A 24494-nucleotide genomic window follows, 5' to 3' on the forward strand; every position below is an offset into this window, starting at 1 on the left:
CCTCCAACAGAGCTAGCGTCCAGCCACCCAGTAAGGGGGCCGGACGTCTCCTGTTTATGCGTAAGCGACGAAGGACATCATTCCCGATGCCATGTGATAGAGGTGATGGCAGTGGAGCGGCCAGCGGCCCGGATTGTTTGCGTCGAACACGACGCTCACGCTCCCCATCGGTGGCACGAGAACGGTGTCCCTCACGGCGCCGCCGATTGCCTTTCCGTTGATGTCGACCACCTGGAAGTGGTGCCCGTGCAAATGCATCGGGTGGGACATCATCGACATGTTGCGCATAACGATCTCGATCCTTTCACCTTGGCGAACGCCAAGGTTGTCGCCACCCTCGATTCGCCAGTCGTAGCCGCTCATGCTGCCCATAAGCGTCAACTCGAACCGACGATCGGCGGCACGGACGGCAAGCGGCGCGGCTGCTGCGAGCCGCGTTTCGAGGTCGAGCCCGACGATTGGACCGGAATCCTTTCCACGCGCTACGATCTTTGCGATGGTGGCGCCCGTCGGCGCAAGGACGATCCCTGTGCGATGCTCAGTGCCCTCGCGCAGCGCCAGGATTGGATGGGCTTTGGCGGACTTCGGAAGTTCAAGCCGGATATCGAGCCGCTGTCCCATGGAGATCGGGAAGCGTGTCCCTGGAACCGGCTGCACCGGCTGTCCGTCGACGGCGATCAACTGTCCGGTGAGCGTGCCCGTGTCGATCGTGAAGGCGGTGGCCGTCGCGCCATTGATGATGCGCAGGCGGACGCGTCCGCCGCTCTCGACGGCGAAGACTTCAGGGTCGTCGAGCGTCCGGTCGTTGGCGAGATAGGCGTCGTACTCGATGTCATTCCGGTCCATGGTGGCCATGCCTGGCATCGCCATGCCGGACATGTGACCCTGCATGTTGGACGCCATGCCCTGCATCATCGCACTGTGGTCCATCCCGTGACCGCTAGAGGAACCCTTCAGCTTGGCGAGCAGTTCTTCGGCAGGCGTGAAGGAGAAGTCGTGCAGCAGGATGACCACTTCCTGCTCGTCGCGCTGCCTGTCGTCGGCGGTTCGCACGATGAGGGGCGCGGCAAGCAGGTTCTGCTCCTGGAGCGTATGCGCATGCATCCAGTGCGTGCCGCCGGAGCCGACCGGATACGTGTAGCGCCGGGTTTCCTTCGCTTGCAGAAGCGCTGCGGGATTATCCGGAACCCCGTCCATATTCCATGGCGGCGCAAGGCCGTGCCAGTGGATGAGCGTTGCTTCCCCGCCTTGATTTGAGAGGGTGACGTCGAACGGAGCCTCCGCGTCGAGCGTCAGCCCGACAGTGCCATCCGGTTGGAGGAGTCCGAACACGTCGGCGGCTTTGCCGTTCACCTCGATCACGCGCTTCGTGATCGCAAGGTTGCGGGCGCCCGCGTTTGAAGATGTTGCCTTGCTGGCCTCAGCCCAGCTTTTGTTTGGATGCAGTGCGGAGCTCGATGCGGCGACCACGATGCCCGACATCAGTCCGCCCAGAAATTCACGGCGTTTCATGTTCATTGACCTCTCGTTCCATGACGGCCAATGCCGACAAAGGTCGCGCCACAAGGGTGCGACCGCGAAGGACCGCCGCCAACCGCGGCTGGTCCGGCTCATCCGATGGATCGAGGAGGGCCGATGGCGGGTCGCGAAATGATGCCGTTGATGGGCGGTTGGGGGGTGAGGTCCCGGCGACCGCCGGACTTCAGGGTGATTTTGCCGAAAACTGGAGTGGGGAACACTGCGTAGCACATGCTGCAGATACGTTTACAACACGCTTTCTGGTCGCCTGTTTTTGAATCGGCGTGGAGGTCGGCTTTACCCTGCGAAGAAACGACGTGTTCGCTGCCGGCAATGTGTGACTCGCACTTCATAGGAGCCGCCTCAGCCATCGGCACGACCAGAAACAGAAGAGCGACCAACATGGCCAGCAATTCTGTTGTGCGTTTCCGGGCTGTCTGGCTGACGGCGATCATGTTTTCGTCCGACACCTCGTGCAGTATTCACGCATAGTGCGCGGTGCTTGCGAATTCCGCTTTGACCTTGATCAAACGGCTCAGCGCTTGACGAGAGGATTACACCCGAATGTGTTCGAATGCGGTTAGCTGGTCCGGTCTCATTCTTGCTGCGGCAGTATCGACTGCGACCGCGCAACCTGCCGACGAAGTCGTTCGTGAGAGGCAGCGGGATATGAAGGTGATGGCGGCGGCTGCCAAGGGCATCGATGCCATGTTCAAAGGCGTATCGCCTTATGATGCAAAGGCGTTCAAAGCCGCCGCGGAAACCATTCGAACCTATTCAGGCGAACGACTGGCGGCGCTGTTCGGAAGCCCTGTCGTCACAGTAGACTCAAAGGCGAGCGCCAATATCGAGGTCGAGCGAACCATATTCGACAAGCTGGCGGCGGAGCTCGGCGTTTATGCCGCGGCACTTTCCCTCGCGGCAGATCGCAACCCGGATGTGATCGCTCCCGGCATGCGGATGCAGGACGGTGATGCGAAGATGGGCGGGCCGCTCGCTAAGAGAAAGACCGCGGCCCTCGATCCGAGGTCCATGCCCGCCGAACATGCCTTCCACACGATGCTGCAGGTCTGCACGTCCTGCCATGCCAAGTTTCGAGTTAAGGACAAGTAGCGGCAGTCGCGGCCAAAGCCCGCCGCCTCTGATGCAGGTTCTCGAGGTGTGGTCAATTAAGCCTGATTTAACTCAAACATTCACAAAGGTGCCAAATTGAAATTTCTGAACGGCTCACCAAGGCGTCACGTGTTCGTGGTGACGGGAGGCGGTGACGATCGACTATGACGTCGGAGCAATCCTGGACCGTTGAGGGTTCGAACAGGGGCCGCCGGTTCGATTCCTATCAAGGCGAGGGATAGCCCGTGTGCTGCCGACTTACGGTCGTCGAGTGGAGAGTTTGCGTCGCTTCCAATGATCTGAACGTCCGAGGAGCCAAGGAGCGGACCTCGGCCAGAGTGACCCGAGCGTCTCAATTGCGGCCGGAAGCTGACTGTCAGCTGCCGAGACGCGGAGGTCTGGGATCAGCCCATGCCCAACGCTCTCGGAATGCTGTGATGACCGCCCGCCGCACACGACCTATGGCACGTGTTGCATTATGATTTGCGTGTGCAGCATCGGCGCCTCGCTGCCGAAATAGGTCTCCAGCAGCGGCAGGAAATCCTCCGAAAGGTAGAAGTCGGTCAGCGCGCGGTCTGCCAGCAGGCGGAAGTCGGCGTCGTTGCGACGCAACGCGATCGCATAGGGTTCATGCGTGATCAGGCGATCGCCGACTTCGAGCGAGGATGGATCGCGCGCCCGCTTGGCCAGGTTGATGAGCAGCACCTGATCGGCGATGTAGGCATCGATCCTGTGGTCCTCCAGCGCCTTGAGCCCGTCCTCATGCGTGTTGAAATCGGCAAGCTTTGTCTTCGATTCTTGGATTGCGAGTGCCTCGCGAAGCGTCCCTGCCGTCGTCGTGTTTGCGCGCATACCGATGACGTTTGTGGCAGCGCGCTCGCTGACGGCGTGAACGGCCGGCCCGTTGAGAAAGAGCGCCTGCAGGTAGCTGGGCGAATCCTTGCGCAGCAGCGCGCTCGCCCCGGTGAGGAAGATCGGTTGTGAGAAGTCGACGATTTCCCGCCTCTTCAAATTCACAGTGATGGAACCGCAAAGCAAGTCGATATCTTCATTCTCTACTGCATCGAAGCCGCCGGCGAGCGTCACCTCAACAAATTCTCGTTTTAGTTGCGGAATTTGATCTTCGATCTCGTCAGCAATCTTGCGGCACAGGTCGATGGCATATCCCACCGGTTCGGCCCCTGGCTGGCGGGTGGAAAATGGTGCTTGATCGGAGATGTAACCGATACGCACGGTTCCGCTCTCCATAATGGAGTTTAGCGTTGCGGCGGTGGACGCCAAAGCCGAAAAGCAAAGGGCGAGGCTCACGAACAGAAACCGCCTCATGCGCTTGGCCATACTTGTCTGAGGGGCACCTGCATGATCCCTATCTCCGGAAAACGGTGTCGATCTCAAAGGCGTTGACCCAGCTTATGGGCTGCCCCTCATATGTCAACCAACGACGCATGGCGTCGCTCGGCCGCATTGTCACAATGGCAAGGTCGACCGGCCTCACGTCGGTCTTTTTTGCGCAAACATGCCGCCACGCCCGATCCACCATATATCTGCTATCGGAGATCGGCTAGCGGATGCCCAACGGCCGGGATTAAGGCGCCAAGCAGACCCTTATCGTTTCCATTTCGCGGTAGGCGGAAGGGTAGGCATGCCTATTTAGGCGCGACCTCGAGGCGCTGTTTTAGGAGCCAATTCCAAAGCTCCGGATCATTTAAGGCCGCCCACTCAACGCCCGAATGGTCAACGCCTTCCAAGACACTTAAACGGGCATTTCGCTTTAGACCGACAAGTCGTTCGTAAAGCACGACCGAATCCGACAAAGGAATGGTGTCGTCGCTGGTGCCGTGGAACACCCAAAAGGCTGCCTTTTCATTTGTCCTACTCAGGTAGTGACGATTCCCACCGCCAGCGATTGGAACGAAAGCCGCAAATTTATCGGGAAACTGTTCTGCCATGGCCCAAGTACCGAAACCGCCGCGGCTGAAGCCCACGACATAGACCCGCGTGCGATCGACACGATACTTCAACATGACCTCCTCAAGAGCTGCCTCCACTTTCTCGATCGGGTAAAGGAGTTCGTCACTTGGATTCTGAGGCGAAAATACCAGGAACGGGAATGTCTTGCCCTCCTCGATCAACTTCGGAATTCCGCTCGATCTAACTTTCTCGATATCAGTCCCACCCTGATCGCCGCCGTGAAGCCACACGACGAGTGGGTACGTTTTGTCGGAAGACGCATAGTCGTCTGGCGTGTACATCAGATAGTTGAGATCATTCTTTATGTTGCTACTCGATGTCGCGGCCAACTGTTCGGCGTGGGTCACTCCCGCGCTGCACATTCCCCATACGGCCGCAAATACCAGCGCTATGTTGTATCGCGTCATTCGATCACCTCCTCCATGATGTTGAGCGTGTAGCCAAATCAACATGGAACCGAGGTAGCGAAACTCAAGCTTTGGCTGCCAAAATGTGTTCGATAAGAGGTTTGACCTCAATGCGATGAAGACGCCTTCCAACGCCCTTGCCCAGCGCTTATCAGTTGAAAAACTTTAGCGCACTCATATTTACTTTTATAATTATATAATGCAAATTCCGCGCACGGCTCAGGAGGTGAGCCTTACCAGCAGGAGGAAATCGCTGTGCGCAATTTTTTTAAACTCGGGCTTCTCGCAGCCGTCGTCGGCAGCACATTGGGATTTGGAACGTTGCAGGCTTCTTCGCAGGATCTGGAGCTAACCATCATGGCGCCCGCCGGTGCTGGCGGCGGATGGGATTCGGCGTCCCGCTCGATGCAGGAAGCCATGATGGCCAGCGGCAACGCGAAGAGCGTGCAGGTCATCAACGTCCCCGGCGCAGGTGGCACAGTCGGTCTTGCCCAGTTCATCGGCTCCGCGAAGGGCAATCCCAGCCAACTTCTCGTCGCAGGCATCACGCTCGTCGGCGCCAGCATCTCCAACCAGTCCCCGGTCGATTTAACCCAGGTCACTCCGATCGCTCGTCTGACCGGCGATCCGCTGGTGATCGTCGTTCCGAAGGATTCGCCGATTCAATCCATGGACGATCTGCTTGCGACAATTAAGAAGGACGTCGCGACGACGATCTGGGTTGGCGGATCGGCTGGCGGTGCCGATCATATCCTCGCAGCGCTCGTTACCAAGGCAGCGGGTGCCGATTCCAGCAAGATCAACTACGTCGCGTATTCCGGCGGCGGCGAGTCGCTTGCAGCCATGCTCGGTGGTCAGGCGACCGCGGGCGTGTCGGGTTACGGCGAATGGGAAGGCCAGATCAAATCCGGCGACCTCAGAGCACTGGCGATCTCCTATCCGGAGCCGATCGAAGGCATCGAAGCAAAGCCGTTGAAAGCGCAGGGTCTTGATGTCGAATTGGTAAACTGGCGCGGTATCTTTGCCGGTCCTGGCGTAGAAGGCGCTGATCTCGATGCGCTTAAGTCTGCAGTCGAGAAGACGGTTAAGTCTGCCGAGTGGCAGGCAATCCTGAAGGCTCGCGGCTGGACCGACTACTATGCTCCTTCCGACGAGTTCAAGGCTTTCATCGGTTCGGAAACTGAACGCGTGAAGACCATCCTTACGTCCATCGGTCTCGCAAACTAACCTGAGGAGCACGCGGAAGTCGGCAAGCGCCGCTTCCGCGTGCGACGAGGACACCATGACCCAGAAAACTCTTCGCATACCCAACCGTCCAACGGCGGTGATCGCTGTCGTCCTATTTGCAATCGCCTTCATTACGTACTGGGATGCCAGTCACATGAAGGTGCGGGCAACCTATGGGATGAGCGCGAGCGCGGCATCGTATTTCGTGGCGATCCTATTCGTAGCCCTTGCCATCGGTCACCTTGTCAGCGCTTTCAAGCCATCGGACATCGAAGTCGAGAGCGCCGACTGGTTGGCCGTCGGCTGGATCGGTTTTGCTCTTGCTGGGTTGATCGGATCGATCTGGATGGGGGGTGGCTTTATCCTTGGGTCCACGCTTCTTTTCGCGCTGACTGCACGGGCGTTCGGTCGCAAGGCCATACTTGTCGATCTCTGTCTCGGGGCCGTTATCGGGGTTCTGGTTTTCCTTCTCTTCAATAAGCTCCTGACGCTCGCGCTGCCGCAAGGCCCGCTTGAGCGCCTCTTCTGAGGTCGCCTTGATGGATACTTTTTCCTTTTTGATCGATGGGTTCGCGCTGGCCATTCAGCCCGCGAACCTGATCTACGCCGCCATCGGCGTCCTGATTGGAACGGCCGTCGGTGTTCTGCCAGGTATCGGCCCGGCACTGACGGTGGCACTTCTGCTTCCCGTGACCTTTAAGCTGGATCCTGGCGGTTCGATCATCATGTTCGCCGGAATTTACTACGGCGGCATGTACGGTGGCTCAACAACCGCGATCCTGCTTAATACGCCTGGAGAAAGCGCATCGGTCGTCACCGCGCTCGAGGGCAACAAGATGGCACGGGCAGGACGCGGGGGACCGGCGCTCGCGACCGCGGCTATCGGTTCGTTCGTTGCCGCGCTGATCGCAACAGCCGGGTTGGCCGTCCTCGCACCCTATCTCGTGAAGATCGCCGTCAAGTTCGGTCCCTGGGATTACTTCGGCCTGATGCTGATTGCGTTCGTGACGGTATCGGCAACATTCGGGTCATCGCCGCTGAGGGGCCTGACAAGTCTGGCCTTTGGGCTCTGGCTCGGACTGATGGGCATCGACCAGTTGACGGGGCAGGCCCGCCTGACGTTCGGTGTTCCCGAACTGCTGGATGGCGTCGAGGTGACAACGCTTGCCGTTGGTCTGTTCGCGATCGGTGAAGCCTTCTTTGTCGCGTCTCGTCATCTCTACAAGCCCGAAAAGCCTATCCCGGTTAAGGGGTCGATCTGGATGACCAGAGAAGACTGGAAGCGCTCCTGGAAGCCATGGCTTCGCGGAACGGTGATGGGCTTCCCGATCGGCGCACTTCCCGCCGGCGGCGCTGAAATTCCCACTTTCCTGAGCTATACAATCGAGCGCAAGCTGAGCAGGAAGCCGGAAGAATTCGGTCACGGAGCGATCGAAGGCGTTGCTGGTCCCGAGGCTGCAAACAATGCCTCGGCCGCGGGCACGCTGGTTCCGTTGCTGACGCTTGGACTACCGACTTCGGCCACCGCAGCCGTGATGCTTGCGGGCTTCCAGCAATACAACATCCAGCCGGGTCCCTTGCTGTTCACACAGCACGCCGACCTCGTCTGGGGACTGGTCGCCAGCCTGTTTATCGCCAACGTCATGCTGCTCGTTCTCAACCTGCCTTTGGTCGGGATGTGGGTGAAGCTTCTCAAAATTCCCCTACCGTGGCTCTACGCAGGCATTCTCGTGTTTGCATCGATGGGCACGATTGCGGCGAACCCCTCGGTGACGGAACTTCTGCTGCTGACGGGTTTCGGTGTCGTCGGATTTGTGATGCGCCGCTACGACTATCCCATCGCTCCGGCGGTTGTCGGTCTTATCCTTGGCCCGCTTGCAGACAGTGCCTTGCGTCGCTCTCTGCAGATGAGCCTTGGCGATCCGATGATCCTGCTCCAGCACCCGAGCTCAGCCATCATGATCGGCATTGCCCTTGTTGCCTTGGTCGCTCCATTTATGTTCAGAGGTCTCTCGAAGTTCCGTCAGGACGAGGATTGATGGCGCAAATCTGTTTGACTGCGCCGGGCGGCGCACATCACTGTGGCAATTCGAACTGAAAGAACAGGACGCACGGAAAAGGTATGGCCAGGAACAGTCTCTCACCCCGGATCAGCACGGACATTATCGAGTTCGTGAAGTCCAACGCGATGCGAAAGGGAGATCATCTGCCTCTACAGATGCTGGCCGACAATTTTCGTGTGTCCCGTGCTCCGATCATGAGCGCTCTTCAAAAGCTGGAAGAGAGGGGCATCGTACGAGCCGAGCCGAACCGCGGCTATTTTCTCGCGGTGAACGGCGAGGCAATCGACGATCTTGAGCCCGAAAATGGCAAAGCTACCAAAGGTGACGATGCGATCTATCTCAGGATCGCGGACGATCGTCTGTCCGGGAGGTTTGCCGAGCGCGTCAGTGAGAATGAATTGATGCGGATCTACGGGGTGCCAAGAACCAGACTTTTGAAGATCCTTCACCGGATCGCCGACGAAGGATGGATCGAGCGCCTTCCCGGCAACGGTTGGTCGTTCAAGCAGACCCTTATGTCGAAGAAGAGCTACGAGGAAGGATATGTGTTCCGTGCCGTGATTGAGCAGCAGGCGATGCTGCTGCCGACGTTCCAATCGGATGCGGACGGTTTTCGCAGGGCGCGAGAGACACAGACGGAACTTGGAAATGGCGGATACGAACATTGGTCGCGGGCCGAGATCTTCAAAGCCAACAATGACTTTCACGAAATGCTTGTCGCGTGCTCCGGAAACGAATTCTTCCTCGACGCGATAAAGCGCATCAACAGATTGCGACGCCTTCTGGAGTACCAGATCACCATTGATCGCAGCCGCCTGCCGAAACAGACGGCAGAGCATCTGCACATCCTTGATCTTCTCGAGAGTGATCGACGATCAGAAGCGGCCGCCTTCCTTTACACCCACATCATGGGCGCCAGCAGGATCAAGACACCGCAAGTGTAAAAACAGGGAATTCCAGGCGCGAAACAATGCGGTCACAATTGAATTGCATTTTATTATCATAAGATGGAATTTTATGGATCGACCTCGCTCCATTGAGCCTGAAGTTTTTCGCTCCGAACACAGAAATGCGATGAGAGACTTAGGATGAGCACGATATCAAAATTCACGGTCAACGAAGTTGTATACGACATCATCGACCTGCCAGCAGAGGCCGGGCAACAGCTTCGGTCGCTTCCATACATCCATCGTATCCTGTTGGAGAACGTTCTGCGTACAGCAGGCAAAGATGCTGCGCGGGCCAAGGCTGCGATCATCAACTGGCTTGCAACGGGTTCGAGCGAGCTGGAGATCCCGTATCTTCCCATTCGTGTCATGATGCACGATACCACTTGCGGCCCTGCACTCGTGGATATCGCGGGAATGCGCTCGGCTCTTGCGGAGGCGGGACATGATCCGGCGCTTCTCAATCCGGTTGTCCCGGTGGACGTCTCCACGGACCACTCCTTGGCTGTAGATGCCTTTGGTGGCAATGCGTCGCTTGAACTCAACATGAAACGCGAGTTCGAGCGCAATGCCGAACGGTATCGCTTCATGAAGTGGGCGACGAATACGCTGACCGGGTTCCGCGTTCATCCGCCCGGTACCGGCATTATGCACACGCTCAATCTCGAGCGCCTCGCGACGGTCGTCTCGACGATCGAGAAAGACGGTTGTCGCTGGGCCGCGCCTGACACGTTGATCGGTACGGACAGTCATACGCCGATGATCAACGGCATTGGCGTCCTTGCATGGGGTGTCGGCGGCCTGGAAGCAGAAAGTGTCTTCTTTGGGATGCCTGTCTCGCTCCGGGTACCGGATGTGGTTGGGGTCCGGCTGACCGGTCATCTTGGCGATGGGGTGCTTGCGACGGATTTGGCGTTGACGGTGACGCATATCCTTCGAAAGATCGATCTTCAGGACAAATACGTAGAATTCTTCGGCCCCGGCGTGGCGGCACTGACGGCCGGCGATCGGTCTGTGGTCGCTAACATGACACCGGAGTTTGGCGGTAATTCCGGATACTTTCCAATCGACGACCGTACGCTTGATTATCTTCGGACAACTGGTCGAACTTCTGAGCAAGTGGAGTTGGTAGAAGCATATACCAAGCGCGTCGGGCTTTGGTTCAATCCGGACGACAATCCCCGCTACACACACGTCGTCGAGATCGACCTTTCGGCGATCGAACCCAGCCTTGCCGGTCCCACGCGCCCTCAGGACAGGATATCGGTTGGAGCAACGGTTGCCGCGATTTCTTCGATGAAGCGCGGAGCGGTCGTAAGTGCCGACCCCTCAGAACCAAACGATGGGGCGGTTGCCATCGCGGCCATTACAAGCTGTACCAACACGTCCGATCCGCGACTCGTGATCGCGGCAGGCTTGTTGGCACGAAAGGCGCGGTCGTTTGGTCTTCATCCGGCGCCTTGGGTGAAGACATCGCTCGCGCCGGGATCGCCTACGGCGGAACGATACCTCCGGCGGTCCGGGTTGTTAGAGGATCTCGAAGCGGTCGGTTTCGGAATCGTCGGTTACGGTTGCACGACCTGTATCGGCAATTCCGGACCATTGACCGAACCGATCGCCGTCGCGATGAAGGATCGAGGAATCCTTCCGGTCGCCATTCTCTCTGGCAATCGGAATTTCCCTGGTCGCGTACACCCGCAGCTTGAGGCAGGCTTCCTCGCGTCTCCTCCACTTGTCGTCGCATTTGCGCTGGCTGGAACCGTCGAGCTGAATATTTTGAGGGATCCGATCGGATACACGGCCGATGGGCGGGCCGTGACACTGTCGATGTTGTGGCCGACGAGCAAGGAGATTGACGAAGCAGTTGCGCTTGCCTCCGATGCGGTTGATTTCAAGCCAGCTTATGACGAAGCGGAGGCCAGCAAGGCTTGGCGCGAACTCGAGGCGCCGGCGACGACATTGTTTCCATGGGACGAGACGTCGACCTACATCCGCAGGCCGCCGTTCGCAGGCTTCGGAAAAGGCAGCTTACTCGGCACGTATGATGCGCATCCGCTGATCGTTGTCGGTGACGACATCACGACGGACCATATCTCGCCAGCCGGGGCGATCCGGGCTCAGAGTGAAACCGGCCGATATCTCATCGAGCGAGGGGAAGTCCCGACCGACCTTAATGTTCACGCTTCGCGGCGGGGCAACTGGGAAGCGATGGTTCGGGGCTTGTATACAAACCGGGCTGTTCAAAATCTTTTGGGCAGCGAGATCCCACCAGGATCGACGATCCATGCGCCCTCAGGTGAAGTCCTCCCGCTCTGGTGCGCCGCAAATCGCTATGCCGAGAGCAGGCAGTCCGTCGTGATTGTCGCTGGCGAGCGTTATGGAATGGGTTCCTCGCGAGATTGGGCAGCCAAGGGAGCATCGCTCCTCGGCGCCCGCGCGGTCTTGGCTGTAAGCTTCGAAAGGATTCACCGTTCCAATCTTATCGGGATGGGCATTCTGCCAATGAGACTGCCGGAGGGTTTGGGACCAGATGATCTCGCTCTGAAGTCAGGTGACCTCATCGAAATAAATGCCAACGCAGGCCTGATCTCGCCGCGTTGTCCGATCGACATTGCCATTAAACGGTACGGGGGCGAGGCTACCACGTTCAAAGCGGTCGCGGCGATCGAGACGGCCGCTGAGGTCGATACGTTGAAGGCGGGTGGAATTCTGCCGCTGATGTTGAAGAACTTGGTCGAATCCCAACGCAGTACGATCTAGGGCGCTAGAATCGACATTTGCGTTGTGCGGGCAGGTGTGCGTTGTCGGTTCCGGACGTGATTTGATGAGCAGACCGACCGCTTTCATAGGCTCGCGCAGCAATCAGCTTTTTGGCGGCGAGGTCGACGATATCCTTTCATGCGGCGATTTCACCGACATCTTAAGTGGCGGAGCCGGCGCAAATACGTTCGTCTGAGCTGGCCAAGCAGGCAAGCAGGTAACACGCAAGGCGTCGATCGTATCGTCGACTTCGATGTGCAGGGCCGCGACGTCCTCGAATTCACCGGCTATTCTCCGATCGTCGAATACACCTGTTGTTCAACCAGGTTGACGATGCAGGATCAGGAAACCGTCGCTCAAAGAACTTTGCGTATCGGTGCGATCGTTGCAGTCGCGATCCTGCTTGCAGCGATCCAGCACGTGGTGTCTTAGCAAGGCCTCTACTCGGCCCTCTCAGAGAAAGCCGCGACTTCCTGAAACTTCCCGATCGGGATGAATTTACGTTTCAAAGGGCGATACTTCCCGATCGGTAAGGATGACGTTGAAATTCCGAAAATCTTCCTGTACGGTAAGCCGGAATAGGAGACACTGGATGTTCAGGTCCGCACGCGATTTCGGCGTTGCCGTCAGGGAAAAACGCAAAGGCCTCGGCTGGACCCAGACCGAACTTGCCAGCCGCTCCGGCACGGGCGAACGTTTCATCGTTGAACTCGAATCGGGCAAACCGAGCTGCCAGCTCGAGAAGGCGCTGATCGTCGCGCGCACGGTCGGCATCGAGATCGGCGACCTGAAGACAGCCCAATCGTCATCAGTCGCGTCCGAAGATGATCTCGGCTTCCTGCCGACGTTCGGTGATGGTCGATGACAACCATCTTCTATGAAGCTTTCCCCGTCGCATGGATGACTTTCGAAAGCGAATGGCGGCTCGACTACGACTCATCCTGGGAAGCGCGCCGCTCGGCCTTCCCAATCTCGCTGACGATGCCGTTGCGTTCAGGAGCGGTCGATGCGGACAGACTGCTGCCGTGGCTCGCCAACCTGCTTCCGGAAACACATCTCGCGGAAATCGGTCAGCGGCTGAAAGTCTCTCCCCAGGACATCGTTGGCCTACTCGGTCACATCGGCCGTGACACGGCCGGAGCCCTGTCGATCGGCGAACCGCGGAGGGCGGGTGTCAACTTAGAGCCCATCCCGGACGAGGACGCACTGGAGCGCATTCTCAATGAGCTTCCGGCCAAACCATTCCTGGTTGGAGAACGCGGCGTCTCCATGTCGCTGGCGGGCGTACAGGAGAAGCTGCCTGTCTTCGTCGAGGAGAATGGCACTATCTCCATTCCGGTCGACGGCACGCCGTCGACCCATATCATAAAGCCGGATACTAGAAGGTTGGCGGGAAGCGTCGAAAACGAGGCCTTCTGCCTGGCACTTGCCCGGGCATGCGGATTGGAGGCGGCCGAAGCTACGATCGGCATAGCCGGCAAACGACGCTATCTGCTGGTGAAGCGCTATGACCGTTTTACAGATCCAACGGGTGAGATCCGCAGGCTTCACCAGGAAGACCTTTGCCAGCTAACGGGTCATTTTCCGTCACAGAAATACGAGCGATCCTCGTCGGGCCGCGGCGTGACACTGAAGATGATGTTTGACGCCATCAGCGATCTCGTTTCACCCGGCGAACGCCTGAAGCTTCTGGATGCGGTGATTTTCAACGTGCTGATCTGTAATGCCGACTCGCACGCCAAAAACTACTCCATCCTGATCGGCGCTGGCGGATCTGCGAAGATAGCACCGCTTTACGATTTGACGTGCGCGGCGGTGTATCGTCAGGTTGACCAGAGCCTGCCGCAGGGCATCGCCGGACGTTTCATCGCGCCTGATTTGAGGCGAGCCGATTGGCAAGCGTTCGCCGAGGAGGTCGGGTTGAGCGGCGCATCGACTGTCAGGCGCGTCCAGAAGCTTGCGGCGGTAGTTGGTGGCGCCTGCGAAGATGTCGCGAAGCAGATCGTCGACACTGCTGGCGATCCGACGAGGGTCCTGGAGCGCATCACCCATAATATTCAGAAGCGATGCAACCGAATTGATAGGCAGCTTTGAGCTCGTCTGTGCATGTCCGCTTCTGAGATACCACCGCTCTCCGTTCAGTGTCCGACTTGCAGTCTCCGAGTTGCCTTATGGATGCATGGCCCACGTCGGATTGGCCTAGCTCATCTAGCCTACGGGATGCTTGGATGAACAGCCGAGCCCGTTTCGATGGCTAATCGATCAGTTCCAGCAGTTTCGCGTAGCGTGGATGGCTTCGGATGGGATCAAAATCCGAATCGTTCTTGAACCAGGATTTCATATGAGGCCCAACCTTTTGCAGGTAGGGTTCCAGCAGGTCGATTGCGTGATCGGGCTCGCCGAGCAGCGAATAGACGCAGGCAACGTTGTACAGCGCATTGTTGTCGTCGGCATCGATCGCCAGAGCGCGATCTGCCCACTCCTTGGCACGCTCATGCTGGCCAAGAGCAATGAGGGCGATGGCGCCGAGTTGGGCCGGATCGGAATTTTCGGGATGCTGCCTGAGGGCGCGTTCCGCCCGCTCGAGCCCCACAGCGGCCAGCTTGGCCTCCTCGTCGTGTCGACCGAGCGAGTGCAAGGCGTTCATGACCAGGAGCGGCGATCGATAGTCGTCGGGGTTGATGTCGGCGCAGCGTTCGTAGAGTTCGACCGCTTTTTCAAGATCGCCTTCTGCAAACGAGTGTCGGGCATAGAAGTAGTGGCCTTCATAGGAATTCGGATCCAACGCGATCGCGCGTTCGAATTCGGCGACCGCGTCGCCGTGCCGGCCGTTTGTCGACAGCGCAAGGCCGTGCGAGGCATGTGCCTCGGCAAGGCTGGGATCAAGCGCTAGCGCCTTGGCGCAGGTCGCCAACAGCGCCTCGAGCGAGATCTCCGCACCGTGCCAGGCATGCAGGGCCGAGTCGCAATCGGCGATCCCGGCATAGGCGCGCGCATAGTTGGGATCCAGATCAGCCGCCCTGGCGAAGAGGCGTCGCGCCAGTTGCAGCGATCCTTTGGTGCGCGTGTGGAAAAACTCGCGGCCTCTGAGATAGTTGGTATAGGCTTCGACATTCGCGGTCGGCGCCTGTCCAATCGCCTTCTTTTCTTCCGGCAGCAGTTTTACCTTGAGTTGCTCGACGATTGTGTGCGTGATTTCGTCCTGGATCGCAAAGATGTCGGTGAGGTCGCGGTCGTAGCGATCGGCCCAGAGGTGCGTTCCATCCTTGCCGTCGATAAGCTGCGCGGTGATCCGCACGCGTTGTCCGGCTTTGCGCACGCTTCCTTCAAGTACAGTAGCGACATGGAAACGCCGGCATACGTCCTGTATGTCGACCAACTTGCCCTTGTAAGTGAACGCGGAGTTGCGGGCGATGACCGAGAGCCCGGAAATCTTCGACAGGTCGGTGATAATATCCTCCGTAATGCCGTCGGAGAAATATTCCTGCTCCGGATCGCCACTCATGTTGTCGAAGGGCAGCACGGCGATCGAAGGCTTTTCCTTTGCCAGCGCTGCCTTGGGCGCCGCGCCGGTTGCTACGCCCTGCCGCGGAGCGCGCTGGAAGAGGTCAACGTTATAGACCCGCACTGGCCGGTCGATGTTTTTCAGCGTCTGTTCACCCCTGTCCTCGAAGGCGAGGTCGAGCCGGTTGCCGACATTGTCGCGAACGGAGCCGGACACGGCGATGCCGCCCGGCTGGGCAATGCTCTCGATGCGCGCGGCAATGTTGACACCGTCGCCGTAGATGTCGTTGTCCTCGAAGATGATGTCGCCGAGATGAATGCCGATGCGAAATTCGATGCGGCGGTCATCGGGCACGTCGACGTTGCGCTCGCGCATCCTGCGCTGGATGTCTGCAGCGCAGGCGACTGCATTCACCACGCTCGGGAATTCGACCAGCATGCCGTCGCCGGTGACCTTGACGATGCGCCCCTGATGCTCGTTGATCTTGGCGTCCGCCATCTCGCGGCGGTGCGTCTTCAGCGCTGCGAGTGTCCCCGCCTCGTCGAGGCCCATAAGGCGGCTGTAACCGACGACGTCGGCGGCCAATATTGCGGTCAGGCGGCGTTCCATGATTGGTGGGGCTACTGACTCCGGAACCGTATCTTAGCAGTTTTCTGCGTTGAAAATTCTCTTTTTCGTCGGCCAACAGTCGCCCGCTGCATGGCGGCTTCCGTGGCGCGACTGGAGGACGGCGAGGATCGACAGAGAGCAATTCCTAAAACTGCCGACGAGGCAAACCAAATACGCCTCAGCAGCAGGCCCACGTCCGATCTCCCAGCGACTAATTCCTAGTATCGTCGACGACTGTGCAACAGCGACCTTAACACCCGATCGTGCGCTACAGTTGAATTTCGCGGGGTTCCTTGAGACAGCACAGCCAGAAGCGATTGTCCGCTTTCGGCTCGGCAAAACTGACTTTAGCGTCCGAAATGCGGGCGCAATGCTGCCGTTCACAGACTTAGGCGTAGACGCCGCCTTGGCGGGCGGACGGAATAGCGTTCCAACGAACCCGTGCGCTTTCCTGTGATGTTCACATTCTCGCCCGATAAGATCGCATGTATCGCCCGGATCCGCGTGGGCCGAAGATGCTCAATCACCATTTCCGCTGCGCTCGAACATGGATCCTGACACTCATGCCTCCTGCCTGATTGTACTTTGCTGCCGCTACAATATGCCAATCTGCAAAATTTGAAGCAAAGTAATTGTAAGTATGAATTTATAGTATCGTTTGTCGAGCCCAAATATATTTGCTATGGGATGATCTATTATACTATTTTATGCTGCGGCACGGGGTGCCTGTTTCCCCCTAAACTTGATCTGGCGAGGGATAGCGACATGACAAAGACCGTGGGTAATCCCGGCGACGATATCTTACGCGGAACCAGGGAGGCCGATCGAATTTGGGGTCTTTCCGGCGAGGACGACATCGATGCCGGCGGAGGCGACGACCTTGTCGATGCTGGCACCGGCAACGACCGGCTGACGAGCTCAAGCGGCTATGACCGTCTCGACGGTGGCGCCGGAGACGACCGGATCCTCCTCATTGGTACGGGCGGCGCGGTGACTGGCGGCGCCGGCATCGACACGCTGGTCGTCGATCTTTCCATGACGTCCGACCAGGTCATGTTCGGCGGGTCGAATGGCCACGGTATTATAGGCTATCAGACACCGCGCGAGCAGCATCTCTTCTTCCGCGATGTCGAGCGGATAGAGCTGATAACCGGGAGCGGAGACGATCTCATTCAGGGAAGCGCGCTCGACGACAAGATCTCTACCGGGGCAGGGGCGGACTTCATTGGGTGGTCGTGGCCCGATCCTGACAGTGAGGCGAGTTTCGCCGGTGACGATGTCATCGATGCGGGTGCGGGCGACGACAGGATCGCCGACATGCTTGGTGCCAACCATCTTTTCGGTGGTGACGGCAACGACAACATCACTACGACGCTCTCCTCTGTCGAGATCGACGGCGGCGCCGGCCTTGACACGCTGTGGCTCGATGAAGGCGGACGATCCGACGACCTCACCATCGATTTCGTCGCTGGCAACGCGTCGACGGGCACGATTGTGCGCGGCATCGAGCAAGTCGACATCGTGACCGGCAGCGGCAACGACACCGTAATCGCGACCAACATCACTTCATTGACGGTAGAAACAGGCGACGGTGACGACCATATCGAAGGGGGAACCGGCAGGGACGACATCAAAGCCGGCGCAGGTGCGGATTACCTAACGGGCGGCGACGGCAATGATTGGATGTGGGGCTTCGACGGCAATGACGTCGTGTTGGGTGGTGATGGGGACGATACGATCGGTGGCGACAATGGCGACGACCGCTTAGACGGCGGAGCAGGCAACGACCTCATCAACGCTGGTGAAGGCAGCGACATGGCGTTCGGTGGCGACGGTCGCGACGTGATCAGCAGTTCCGGCTTTTCGGATGGCGACAAGGACGTCTTGGACGGCGGCAACGGAGACGACGTGATCTTCGACGCCTTCCCTTACCGAGCTGGATTGGGCGATGCGTCGACTTTGCTGGGCGGCAACGGCAACGACGAGATTCACGCCTACTTCAGTGGCACCGTCGATGGTGGCGCCGGACACGACCGGCTCGATCTATCCCTCTACACCCTAGGGGAAGTGATCGATTTTGACGGCACACGCGGGGTGACGCAGACCGGACTGAGCTTCATAAATGTGGAGGACTTCTCGGTGACTGCCGGCTACCAAGACGATGTGCTGCGGGGCGGTGACGGCAATGATGCTCTGGAGGGGCTCAGCGGCAACGACCTTCTGGAGGGCCGGGCCGGCAACGATACGCTGCGGGGAGGCTCGGGGAGCAATCAGCTTTTTGGCGGCGAGGGCGACGATATCCTTTCAGGCGGCGATTTCACCGACATCTTAAGTGGCGGAGCCGGCGCAGATACGTTCGTCTGGGCTGGCCAAGCAGGTAACACGCAAGGCGTCGATCGTATCGTCGACTTCGATGCGCAGGGCGGCGACGTCCTCGAATTCACCGGCCATTCCTACGGCATGTGGGACTACGACGCTTTTCTCAACGCCTCGAAAGATACTGCGGAGGGCATCTACGTCGAATTCCGGGAAGGCACCGGCATTCTCATCGAAGGCGTCACGCTTGGCGATCTCGCCGCGAGCGACATCATTTTCTGACTAGGCCTGGTTCGGGCAAGACGACGTCAGCAACGCATCTGGCCCAGTACCTCGCTTTGCGTGGCTTCCGCGTGCTTGCGGCCGACCTCGATCCGCAGGCGTCCATGTCCGCCATGCTCGGCTTGCAGCCGGAGCCCGGTGACCGACGGGGTGCGCCAGACCTAGTTTGTCGGCCTCGATCGTTCGCTGCCTGAGGCGATGACTATCGATACCTGATACCTATCGATAGTGATGCGCTTCGGAAAATGGCGTCCGGATGACGGAAATATGAAGCCGCTTGACTTCCGTTTATGAAATTTCAGACGTTAATTCATATGGTTAATGATCAACTAAGAGATGCTGCATCGAAAACCCGGCGCCGGGGTTCCGTGAGGCCGCGCGGCGGCGGTGATCGCACGAGTGGTGTTCACACCGCCGCAAGAGTGAACGCTAGAAACCATACTTTTCCCGGCGGAGACGGAAGGCTGCTTCACCGCCTTCCATGATCTGTTTGATGGCCGCGCGTGTGTCTTCGACGTCAATGGCACCAACCCCCTGAATGGTTCCTCGAGACTGGTCGTCAGAAGTTCGGTACCCGAACCAAGCCACCAGTTCGGCGTCGCCATTGACCACCAGATTGGCGTTATGGCTTGCAAAGGTGATTTGTCGCAGCTGTTTCGCATCCCAGAGCTGGTTGACGATTTCCAGCATAACAGGGTTGTCGAGGTCTTCCTCGGGCTGGTCGATGATCAGCGGTGGCCCGGCCTGGTTGAGAAGGGTTTTGAGGAGCGCTGTTGCTTGTTGCCCTGCGGAGGCATTCTTGAAGGATATGTACTCTCCCTCCCGCGCGCGGAATTCGTACACGGGAACGGACTCGACGGAGACAAGCGAAAGTGTCAGCCAGTCTTCTGGCGTCAATGTGTTGGCGATGCGCTCGCAGTCTCCACTCGAGAGCCCGAAACCGAGCAACAGCGGCGTGTGCGGCCGCGGTTCGCCTTGAGCCTGGTTGATATCGAAATTGGCGAGCGTTTCGAGCTCAGTCAGCGCTGAAAACCAGATCTTGGTTGGATCACTGGCAGTGGTGATGGCTTCCCCAATTGCGTCGATCTTTGCGCTCTGGACCCGGGAGCCCTTGAGGGACTGTGCCAACACCTCGACAAATGCCGTCGCATTTGCATGCCGCCGAACACGAACTTTAATGAGGCCGCCGGATCGTTCGGTGAGCGCTGCACATTCGCGGTCGATAAGATCGTCGCGCTCAGCCTGTGCGCCTAGCCATTCGGCACGGGCGGTTTGATAGCCGGCCTCGGCGTCAGCGAGTGTCGCCAGCGTTTCCTGAACCCGCGTCGTTTCCTCGCTCAACTCGGCGATCTTGGCCTCGAGACTGCGGAGTTGTTGAAGCTTCTCGGTATGCGAGGACGACCGCTGCATGGCCTCTGAATAGCGGGTGAGGAACATCGCATGGGCGTCGTCCCATGCTTTCCAGGGTCCGGCAACCTTGTCACTCTCGATGGTGCTAATTGCGTCGGCTGCTAGTGCCAGCTTGCCCAGCGCCGCTTCTGCATCGCCCAACAACGAAGCGTAGGCAGCCTGGGCCTCAGCCATCGTCTGCTTTAGCTCGTCGGGGCCTTCCATTGAGGGCTGAAGCGCCGCTTTCTGGGAGGACACCAAGCGGTGAAGCTCCTTTGCCTTGTTGGCCACCGTGCCCGCGCCAGCACGCCATGAGGCCACGAGGGCATTGGCAGAGTTGAAGATTTTACCTTGGTCGAGCAACGCACGGTCTGGCTCGGTTAGACCTGTCAACGAATCCCGGATGGCATTGGCCTGAGCTAGAATGGAACGCTCTTCGAGCATGCGGTTGTGTAGGAGGCGCGAAAGACTTCGGAAACGCTGACGTGTGGCGTAGGTTTCCCGGATATGGTTCGCGCGGTCGGCCATCTTACGATCGAGGCGATCGATATTGCCCTTGATCGGCGCCGTGATAAAGCGCGTCAACTCGTCAACCCGAACGCTCACATCACTAAGCTGCTTCTGGCTGTAGGCTTGGATTGGCAGCAGTGCCCTCACCTCATCTTCGGTACAGGGAGCCAAGTCCCCCTTACCGATTTTCATCTGGACGCTACCGTCAGCTGCAGCGCGCCGCACGAGGTGCGGTACGCCATTAAGGACGTACACGACCTGCACACTGGCTCCGAGCGCTTTGAGCGTGCCGTCAATAAGCCGACCACGACGGGCCTGATAATTCGGAGTGTCTTCGTCATCACCGGCTGGTGGCTGATCGCAAAGGGCCCAACGGATATACTCGAGAAGGGTCGACTTGCCGGTACCCCGACCGCCGATCAAGGCGTTGTATTGGGGGTTCAAATCAAGGTCGAGTGGCCCCAGGAAGGATGAGTTACCGACACTGACGTGGGCGATGTAGGTTTCCGGAACGCGTGGTGTTTCAAGGGCAATGCGCGATTCCTGGGCCAGGCAGGCTTGGCGTAAAGCCTCGGCGGTAGGGGTTGCCCATTTGATCCAGGTCGACGGTTCACCGAGCGTAGTATGATCGTCGCGCCGCGAATCGGATGTCTGGATACAGGCAATTCGCTTATTGCCCCACGCCCGATCCTTGCCGGCAAGAATGTTTTTCTTGCCCTCTTTCAGCTTGGCAAATTCGCCGTCGGTATACCCACCAACCCACGGCATCTCCGCGTATTTGCCGTGCTGGCCCGTACGTAGAAGGGAAAACTGCCCTTCACCCGTGACATTGGGCAGCACAATATAGCGGTCACGAAGATACGAATGCTTGTCCAGCTCGTCTTTCAGCTGCTTCATACTCAGAATATGAGCAAGCTGTTGGGTTTCGCAGGTTTTAGCCTCGTCGTCTTTGTTTTGCGTGATTGTCAGCGCGTTCAACGCCAACTGGAACATGTCATCTGGGAAATCTGCATCAAAGATGAGGAGGGCCTGGCAGGGTACGCCGAGCGTCAGTTCCATTCCGGGAAACACTACTAGTCGGTCATTTGCCGGTAACTCGCTGCCATCCGCAGCCGTCTCTTCGCTAGCCGCGCGGCGAATAAAGGGAAGGAACGTCATGTCGTGGTGGTCGGTTACCGCAATCGCCTGAATGCCCCGCTCACGGCACGCTTGTATGAGCTTTCGGCCATAGGCCAGTCGCTCTTCCTCCGTTATTGCATTCGGGCCCGACCAACGCAGGTCCCGCGGCGTATGGACCTGAAAATCACAGCGGTGAAAATGAGCACCCTTGTCCAAGGCCCCTCCCGTAAGTTTATTTATTAGGTGACACCACTATACCGAGCGTTCTGTCAACTTGGGAAGATGGGATCAAGCAAGGACGACCGAAAGTCCGATCGCCGCGAGGATCCCGAGGATTCACGAGTCGTCGAATGGCGGAGACTCGCTGTGGAGTTCCCTGGAGCCGCGGGCGGCGATAGGGCTGACGCACAGGGCGGTGCCCGCAATCTACATGACCAGAATCGGGTTCTTCAAGTTTCCGACAATGATCGGAACGGCCGGATACGTCGCCTGAAACCGGCAATACTGGTTTGACCATGTAAGGGCGTTGACCGACAGCCACCCGAGGATCTCGCAGAGTTCCTGATGCACCTTGCCGAGCGTCAATCTCATAACGGTCACCCAGTTCTAAACGGAATATCAATACAGCGATTGTATACGGCGCATATTTAAACCCTGGATTATAGAAGCAGTGCCAAGACGTAGTACCCGCTCTCCCAGCAAAATATTTGCAAATGTGTTGGCTCAAGCTGAAAAGAGGCTACTCCTCGACGCAGAGAAGGCCGAGAATTTTGGCCATAAAGGATTGAAAGGAAATGAAAGAGCTGCGGCGCTCAAGGGGTTCCTGGAGGAGCATCTCCCGGCGATCTTCGCGGTCGGGAGCGGCGAGGCGATAGACTTTCGTGATCATAGCACAGGCGAACTTGACCTGTTCATCTATGATCGGTCAACCGCCGCACCTATACAGAATTCGACGGAAAGTACCCTCGTTCCTGCCGAATCTCTTTATGCTGTAATTGAAGTAAAAACCACCTTGAGCCAAGATGAGCTGAATAAATGGTTCAATGCAGCAGCGCGAGTTAGAAAACTTAAACCGTTCAAAACTAATTTCCGCCCAGCAGCAACCGACGGACAGGTTTTTGAGAATCATTACCGGTGTCCTTACTATATTTTTTCTTATCATAGCAATCTTTCGGAACAAAATTGGGCAGAAAAAGAACTTCAGAGAGTGATCAGCGCCGCCAAGTCCGAAGGATGCTCGTTGGACTTTGTCGATCAATTGTTTGTACTAGATAGAGGGTGCATTTTACCCAGCAAGGCTGTGGCGCTAGAGGATTCCGAGAAAGGCGTCTTCCTTGATTTCTATGTTCATCTCTTGAATTTTTTAACGCGAGAGCGAGCGCGCCGTCCCAACATTGACTGGACAGCCTACACGTCTCGGAGAACGTGGAAGAAGTTAATCTGAACGGAAGTGTGGGTGAAGCGATCCGCCGCTTTTCTGTCGCTCACTGCTTTTCGATGAAACGGCTCCACCTATCTGTTGAAGTCCTTCCGCACCATGTCGCGTTTTTATTTCGAACACGTTTAAGATGCATTATTCATCCTGATTCGGGACTGCCCTTGGACATCATCGAAGATCTTCTGAAAGAGCCGCAGCGCGAGACGGGCGGAAAGATAGGCGTGGAGCGTTTCGAGTATCAGGCCGCGTGGGGCCTCTCGCGTATCCTCGAGCTGTACAAGAGCGGATCCGATTTCGCCTTAGCCTTCGAGTTTCACGACGACGTCCTCGAACTCGACAGCATGGCGAGTCCGACTAAGGTAACATTCTACCAAGTGAAGACCCAGGCCACCGGGAGTTGGACGCTGAACAGCATATCCGCTCCGGACGGGAAGATGCCCAAGAAAAACAAGAAGGCACCCGGCGACCCGCCTCAGGCAAAGGATGCGAATCTCGGCGAGCCGACCTTGGAGAAGAAGCTGTCATTCGCCGGCAAGATGTACGACAACTACAAGCGCTTCCCCGCAAATACCGACAAGCTCGTTTTCGTCACCAACCAAATGTGCGCCGATCTGGCGGCCGCCGGTCATATGGAGACGCAATTCGAAACAGCGGCAGCCACGAAAATCGAGTCCTTCCGCAAGCGGCTGAGGGAGCAGGACCCGTCCTTCAAGGATGAGCATTCGAAGCTCTTCCATTTTTGCTGCTCCAGCATGACTCTTGCGAGCTTCAGCGACACAATCATGGGGGCCGTGCAGAGTTTTGTGATCGACCAGACCGGGATTACCGAGACGAGCACGTACGCGTTTTCCCTGATGCTGCTCGAGGAGTGCCGCCGCAGAGAGCGAATGGAAGTCGACTTCGCAAGTCTGAAGACGATGTCCCAGTCTTTCGTGACCCCGAAGTTGATCTCGGACCGGCTGGACGAGTTCAAGAAGAAGCGGCAGGACAGCGTGCAGTGGTTGGAGATCGTATCATCAATAACGAACATCGTCCGGCGACGTGACATCGGTGCGGCGTGGCGCCTCTACATGAATGACCGAAAAACCCGCTACGGTCCTGGGCCACAGAAGTTCCAGCGCGACGTCAAGGAGGCCATTAAGCCCCATGTGCTCGGGCAGGGAGACCTTCTTGCGGAAGTCGACGCTGCTCTGCCGGCAGTCCGCCAGCTGGCGCCGCTGTGGGACAAGACAGTGAGCGACGACTATCTGCGCGCCGTGGCCCTGTACGAGTTTTACGATGTCTAGCACCGACCGCTATCAACAGCTCATCAGAAATCTC

Annotated in this window: 19 protein-coding genes and 1 pseudogene; 13 read left to right on the forward strand and 7 right to left on the reverse strand. The window is 58.1% G+C overall.

Annotated features, from left to right (window positions below):
- Window positions 1–54: 54 nt before the first annotated feature.
- Window positions 55–1512 carry a multicopper oxidase family protein gene (locus IB277_RS20785; protein WP_192371567.1) on the reverse strand — a complete coding sequence of 486 codons (1458 nt, stop codon included), beginning with the start codon at window positions 1510–1512 and terminating at the stop codon, window positions 55–57.
- A gap of 98 nt (window positions 1513–1610) precedes the next feature.
- The gene (locus IB277_RS20790) at window positions 1611–1973 is read right to left on the reverse strand and encodes a hypothetical protein (protein WP_192371529.1); all 363 of its coding nucleotides are present in this window, start codon (window positions 1971–1973) and stop codon (window positions 1611–1613) included.
- Window positions 1974–2082: 109 nt separating this feature from the next.
- Between IB277_RS20790 and IB277_RS20795 the strand changes: the two genes are divergently transcribed.
- Window positions 2083–2631, forward strand: coding sequence for a cytochrome c (locus tag IB277_RS20795; protein ID WP_192371530.1), 549 nt, complete (start codon window positions 2083–2085; stop codon window positions 2629–2631).
- 459 nt (window positions 2632–3090) lie between these two features.
- Here the strand turns inward: IB277_RS20795 and IB277_RS20800 are convergent, their stop codons facing one another.
- On the reverse strand, window positions 3091–3969 hold the full coding sequence (locus IB277_RS20800; protein WP_192371531.1) for an amino acid ABC transporter substrate-binding protein: 879 nt from the start codon (window positions 3967–3969) through the stop codon (window positions 3091–3093).
- 308 nt (window positions 3970–4277) lie between these two features.
- Window positions 4278–4964, reverse strand: a complete 687-nt coding sequence (locus IB277_RS20805; RefSeq protein ID WP_246812772.1) for a prolyl oligopeptidase family serine peptidase — start codon at window positions 4962–4964, stop codon at window positions 4278–4280.
- A gap of 300 nt (window positions 4965–5264) precedes the next feature.
- On the opposite strand from IB277_RS20805, the gene IB277_RS20810 reads away from it, so the two are divergent.
- From IB277_RS20810 to IB277_RS20845, 8 genes are all read left to right on the forward strand, one after another.
- Window positions 5265–6236, forward strand: a complete 972-nt coding sequence (locus IB277_RS20810) for a tripartite tricarboxylate transporter substrate-binding protein (RefSeq protein WP_192371533.1) — start codon at window positions 5265–5267, stop codon at window positions 6234–6236.
- A 55-nt stretch (window positions 6237–6291) separates the two neighbouring features.
- A complete protein-coding gene (locus IB277_RS20815; RefSeq protein WP_060521275.1) occupies window positions 6292–6765 on the forward strand; it encodes a tripartite tricarboxylate transporter TctB family protein in 474 nt (157 codons plus the stop codon).
- 10 nt (window positions 6766–6775) lie between these two features.
- Window positions 6776–8275: a tripartite tricarboxylate transporter permease gene (locus IB277_RS20820; RefSeq protein WP_113188422.1), complete on the forward strand. Its 1500-nt coding sequence runs from the start codon at window positions 6776–6778 to the stop codon at window positions 8273–8275.
- Window positions 8276–8358: 83 nt separating this feature from the next.
- Window positions 8359–9243, forward strand: a complete 885-nt coding sequence (locus IB277_RS20825) for a GntR family transcriptional regulator (RefSeq protein ID WP_060521273.1) — start codon at window positions 8359–8361, stop codon at window positions 9241–9243.
- Window positions 9244–9387: 144 nt separating this feature from the next.
- A complete protein-coding gene (gene acnA, locus IB277_RS20830; RefSeq protein WP_192371534.1) occupies window positions 9388–12006 on the forward strand; it encodes an aconitate hydratase AcnA in 2619 nt (872 codons plus the stop codon).
- Window positions 12007–12070: 64 nt separating this feature from the next.
- Window positions 12071–12202, forward strand: a complete 132-nt coding sequence (locus tag IB277_RS38695; protein WP_256436328.1) for a hypothetical protein — start codon at window positions 12071–12073, stop codon at window positions 12200–12202.
- 396 nt (window positions 12203–12598) lie between these two features.
- The gene (locus tag IB277_RS20840; protein WP_192371535.1) at window positions 12599–12871 is read left to right on the forward strand and encodes a helix-turn-helix domain-containing protein; all 273 of its coding nucleotides are present in this window, start codon (window positions 12599–12601) and stop codon (window positions 12869–12871) included.
- The gene (locus IB277_RS20845) at window positions 12868–14100 is read left to right on the forward strand and encodes a type II toxin-antitoxin system HipA family toxin (RefSeq protein ID WP_192371536.1); all 1233 of its coding nucleotides are present in this window, start codon (window positions 12868–12870) and stop codon (window positions 14098–14100) included. Before IB277_RS20840 ends, IB277_RS20845 begins: the two co-directional genes overlap by 4 nt.
- A gap of 160 nt (window positions 14101–14260) precedes the next feature.
- Here IB277_RS20845 and IB277_RS20850 read toward each other — a convergent pair whose 3' ends face one another.
- Window positions 14261–16120 (reverse strand): tetratricopeptide repeat protein, encoded by a 1860-nt coding sequence (locus IB277_RS20850; protein WP_113554495.1) that lies wholly within the window; start codon window positions 16118–16120, stop codon window positions 14261–14263.
- Window positions 16121–16885: 765 nt separating this feature from the next.
- Here IB277_RS20850 and IB277_RS20855 point away from each other — a divergent pair.
- Both IB277_RS20855 and IB277_RS20860 read left to right on the forward strand, forming a co-directional pair.
- On the forward strand, window positions 16886–18718 hold the full coding sequence (locus tag IB277_RS20855; RefSeq protein WP_060581932.1) for a calcium-binding protein: 1833 nt from the start codon (window positions 16886–16888) through the stop codon (window positions 18716–18718).
- Window positions 18719–18723: 5 nt separating this feature from the next.
- Window positions 18724–18852, forward strand: a pseudogene (locus IB277_RS20860) (AAA family ATPase); the annotation flags it as partial.
- A gap of 295 nt (window positions 18853–19147) precedes the next feature.
- Here IB277_RS20860 and IB277_RS20865 read toward each other — a convergent pair.
- On the reverse strand, window positions 19148–21952 hold the full coding sequence (locus IB277_RS20865) for a TrlF family AAA-like ATPase (protein ID WP_192371537.1): 2805 nt from the start codon (window positions 21950–21952) through the stop codon (window positions 19148–19150).
- 210 nt (window positions 21953–22162) lie between these two features.
- Window positions 22163–22327 (reverse strand): hypothetical protein, encoded by a 165-nt coding sequence (locus tag IB277_RS20870; protein ID WP_192371538.1) that lies wholly within the window; start codon window positions 22325–22327, stop codon window positions 22163–22165.
- A gap of 127 nt (window positions 22328–22454) precedes the next feature.
- Here IB277_RS20870 and IB277_RS20875 point away from each other — a divergent pair, with 127 nt between their 5' ends.
- Both IB277_RS20875 and IB277_RS20880 read left to right on the forward strand, forming a co-directional pair.
- The gene (locus IB277_RS20875) at window positions 22455–23180 is read left to right on the forward strand and encodes a DUF6602 domain-containing protein (protein ID WP_192371539.1); all 726 of its coding nucleotides are present in this window, start codon (window positions 22455–22457) and stop codon (window positions 23178–23180) included.
- Between the two features lie 155 nt (window positions 23181–23335).
- Window positions 23336–24460: a dsDNA nuclease domain-containing protein gene (locus IB277_RS20880; protein ID WP_210339627.1), complete on the forward strand. Its 1125-nt coding sequence runs from the start codon at window positions 23336–23338 to the stop codon at window positions 24458–24460.
- The last annotated feature ends 34 nt before the right edge of the window (window positions 24461–24494 follow it).

The organism is Ensifer sp. ENS07 (genome assembly GCF_014852185.1).
Taxonomy (GTDB): domain Bacteria; phylum Pseudomonadota; class Alphaproteobacteria; order Rhizobiales; family Rhizobiaceae; genus Ensifer; species Ensifer adhaerens.

Excerpts from the sequence above, each read along its gene's own strand:
- IB277_RS20785 (WP_192371567.1), bottom strand. The coding sequence starts at position 1,512 with ATGAAACGCCGTGAATTTCTGGGCGGACTGATGTCGGGCATCGTGGTC.
- IB277_RS20790 (WP_192371529.1), bottom strand. The coding sequence starts at position 1,973 with ATGATCGCCGTCAGCCAGACAGCCCGGAAACGCACAACAGAATTGCTG.
- IB277_RS20795 (WP_192371530.1), top strand. The coding sequence starts at position 2,083 with ATGTGTTCGAATGCGGTTAGCTGGTCCGGTCTCATTCTTGCTGCGGCA.
- IB277_RS20800 (WP_192371531.1), bottom strand. The coding sequence starts at position 3,969 with ATGGCCAAGCGCATGAGGCGGTTTCTGTTCGTGAGCCTCGCCCTTTGC.
- IB277_RS20805 (WP_246812772.1), bottom strand. The coding sequence starts at position 4,964 with ATGTGCAGCGCGGGAGTGACCCACGCCGAACAGTTGGCCGCGACATCG.
- IB277_RS20815 (WP_060521275.1), top strand. The coding sequence starts at position 6,292 with ATGACCCAGAAAACTCTTCGCATACCCAACCGTCCAACGGCGGTGATC.
- IB277_RS20820 (WP_113188422.1), top strand. The coding sequence starts at position 6,776 with ATGGATACTTTTTCCTTTTTGATCGATGGGTTCGCGCTGGCCATTCAG.
- IB277_RS20825 (WP_060521273.1), top strand. The coding sequence starts at position 8,359 with ATGGCCAGGAACAGTCTCTCACCCCGGATCAGCACGGACATTATCGAG.
- acnA (WP_192371534.1), top strand. The coding sequence starts at position 9,388 with ATGAGCACGATATCAAAATTCACGGTCAACGAAGTTGTATACGACATC.
- IB277_RS38695 (WP_256436328.1), top strand. The coding sequence starts at position 12,071 with ATGAGCAGACCGACCGCTTTCATAGGCTCGCGCAGCAATCAGCTTTTT.
- IB277_RS20840 (WP_192371535.1), top strand. The coding sequence starts at position 12,599 with ATGTTCAGGTCCGCACGCGATTTCGGCGTTGCCGTCAGGGAAAAACGC.
- IB277_RS20845 (WP_192371536.1), top strand. The coding sequence starts at position 12,868 with ATGACAACCATCTTCTATGAAGCTTTCCCCGTCGCATGGATGACTTTC.
- IB277_RS20850 (WP_113554495.1), bottom strand. The coding sequence starts at position 16,120 with ATGGAACGCCGCCTGACCGCAATATTGGCCGCCGACGTCGTCGGTTAC.
- IB277_RS20855 (WP_060581932.1), top strand. The coding sequence starts at position 16,886 with ATGACAAAGACCGTGGGTAATCCCGGCGACGATATCTTACGCGGAACC.
- IB277_RS20870 (WP_192371538.1), bottom strand. The coding sequence starts at position 22,327 with ATGAGATTGACGCTCGGCAAGGTGCATCAGGAACTCTGCGAGATCCTC.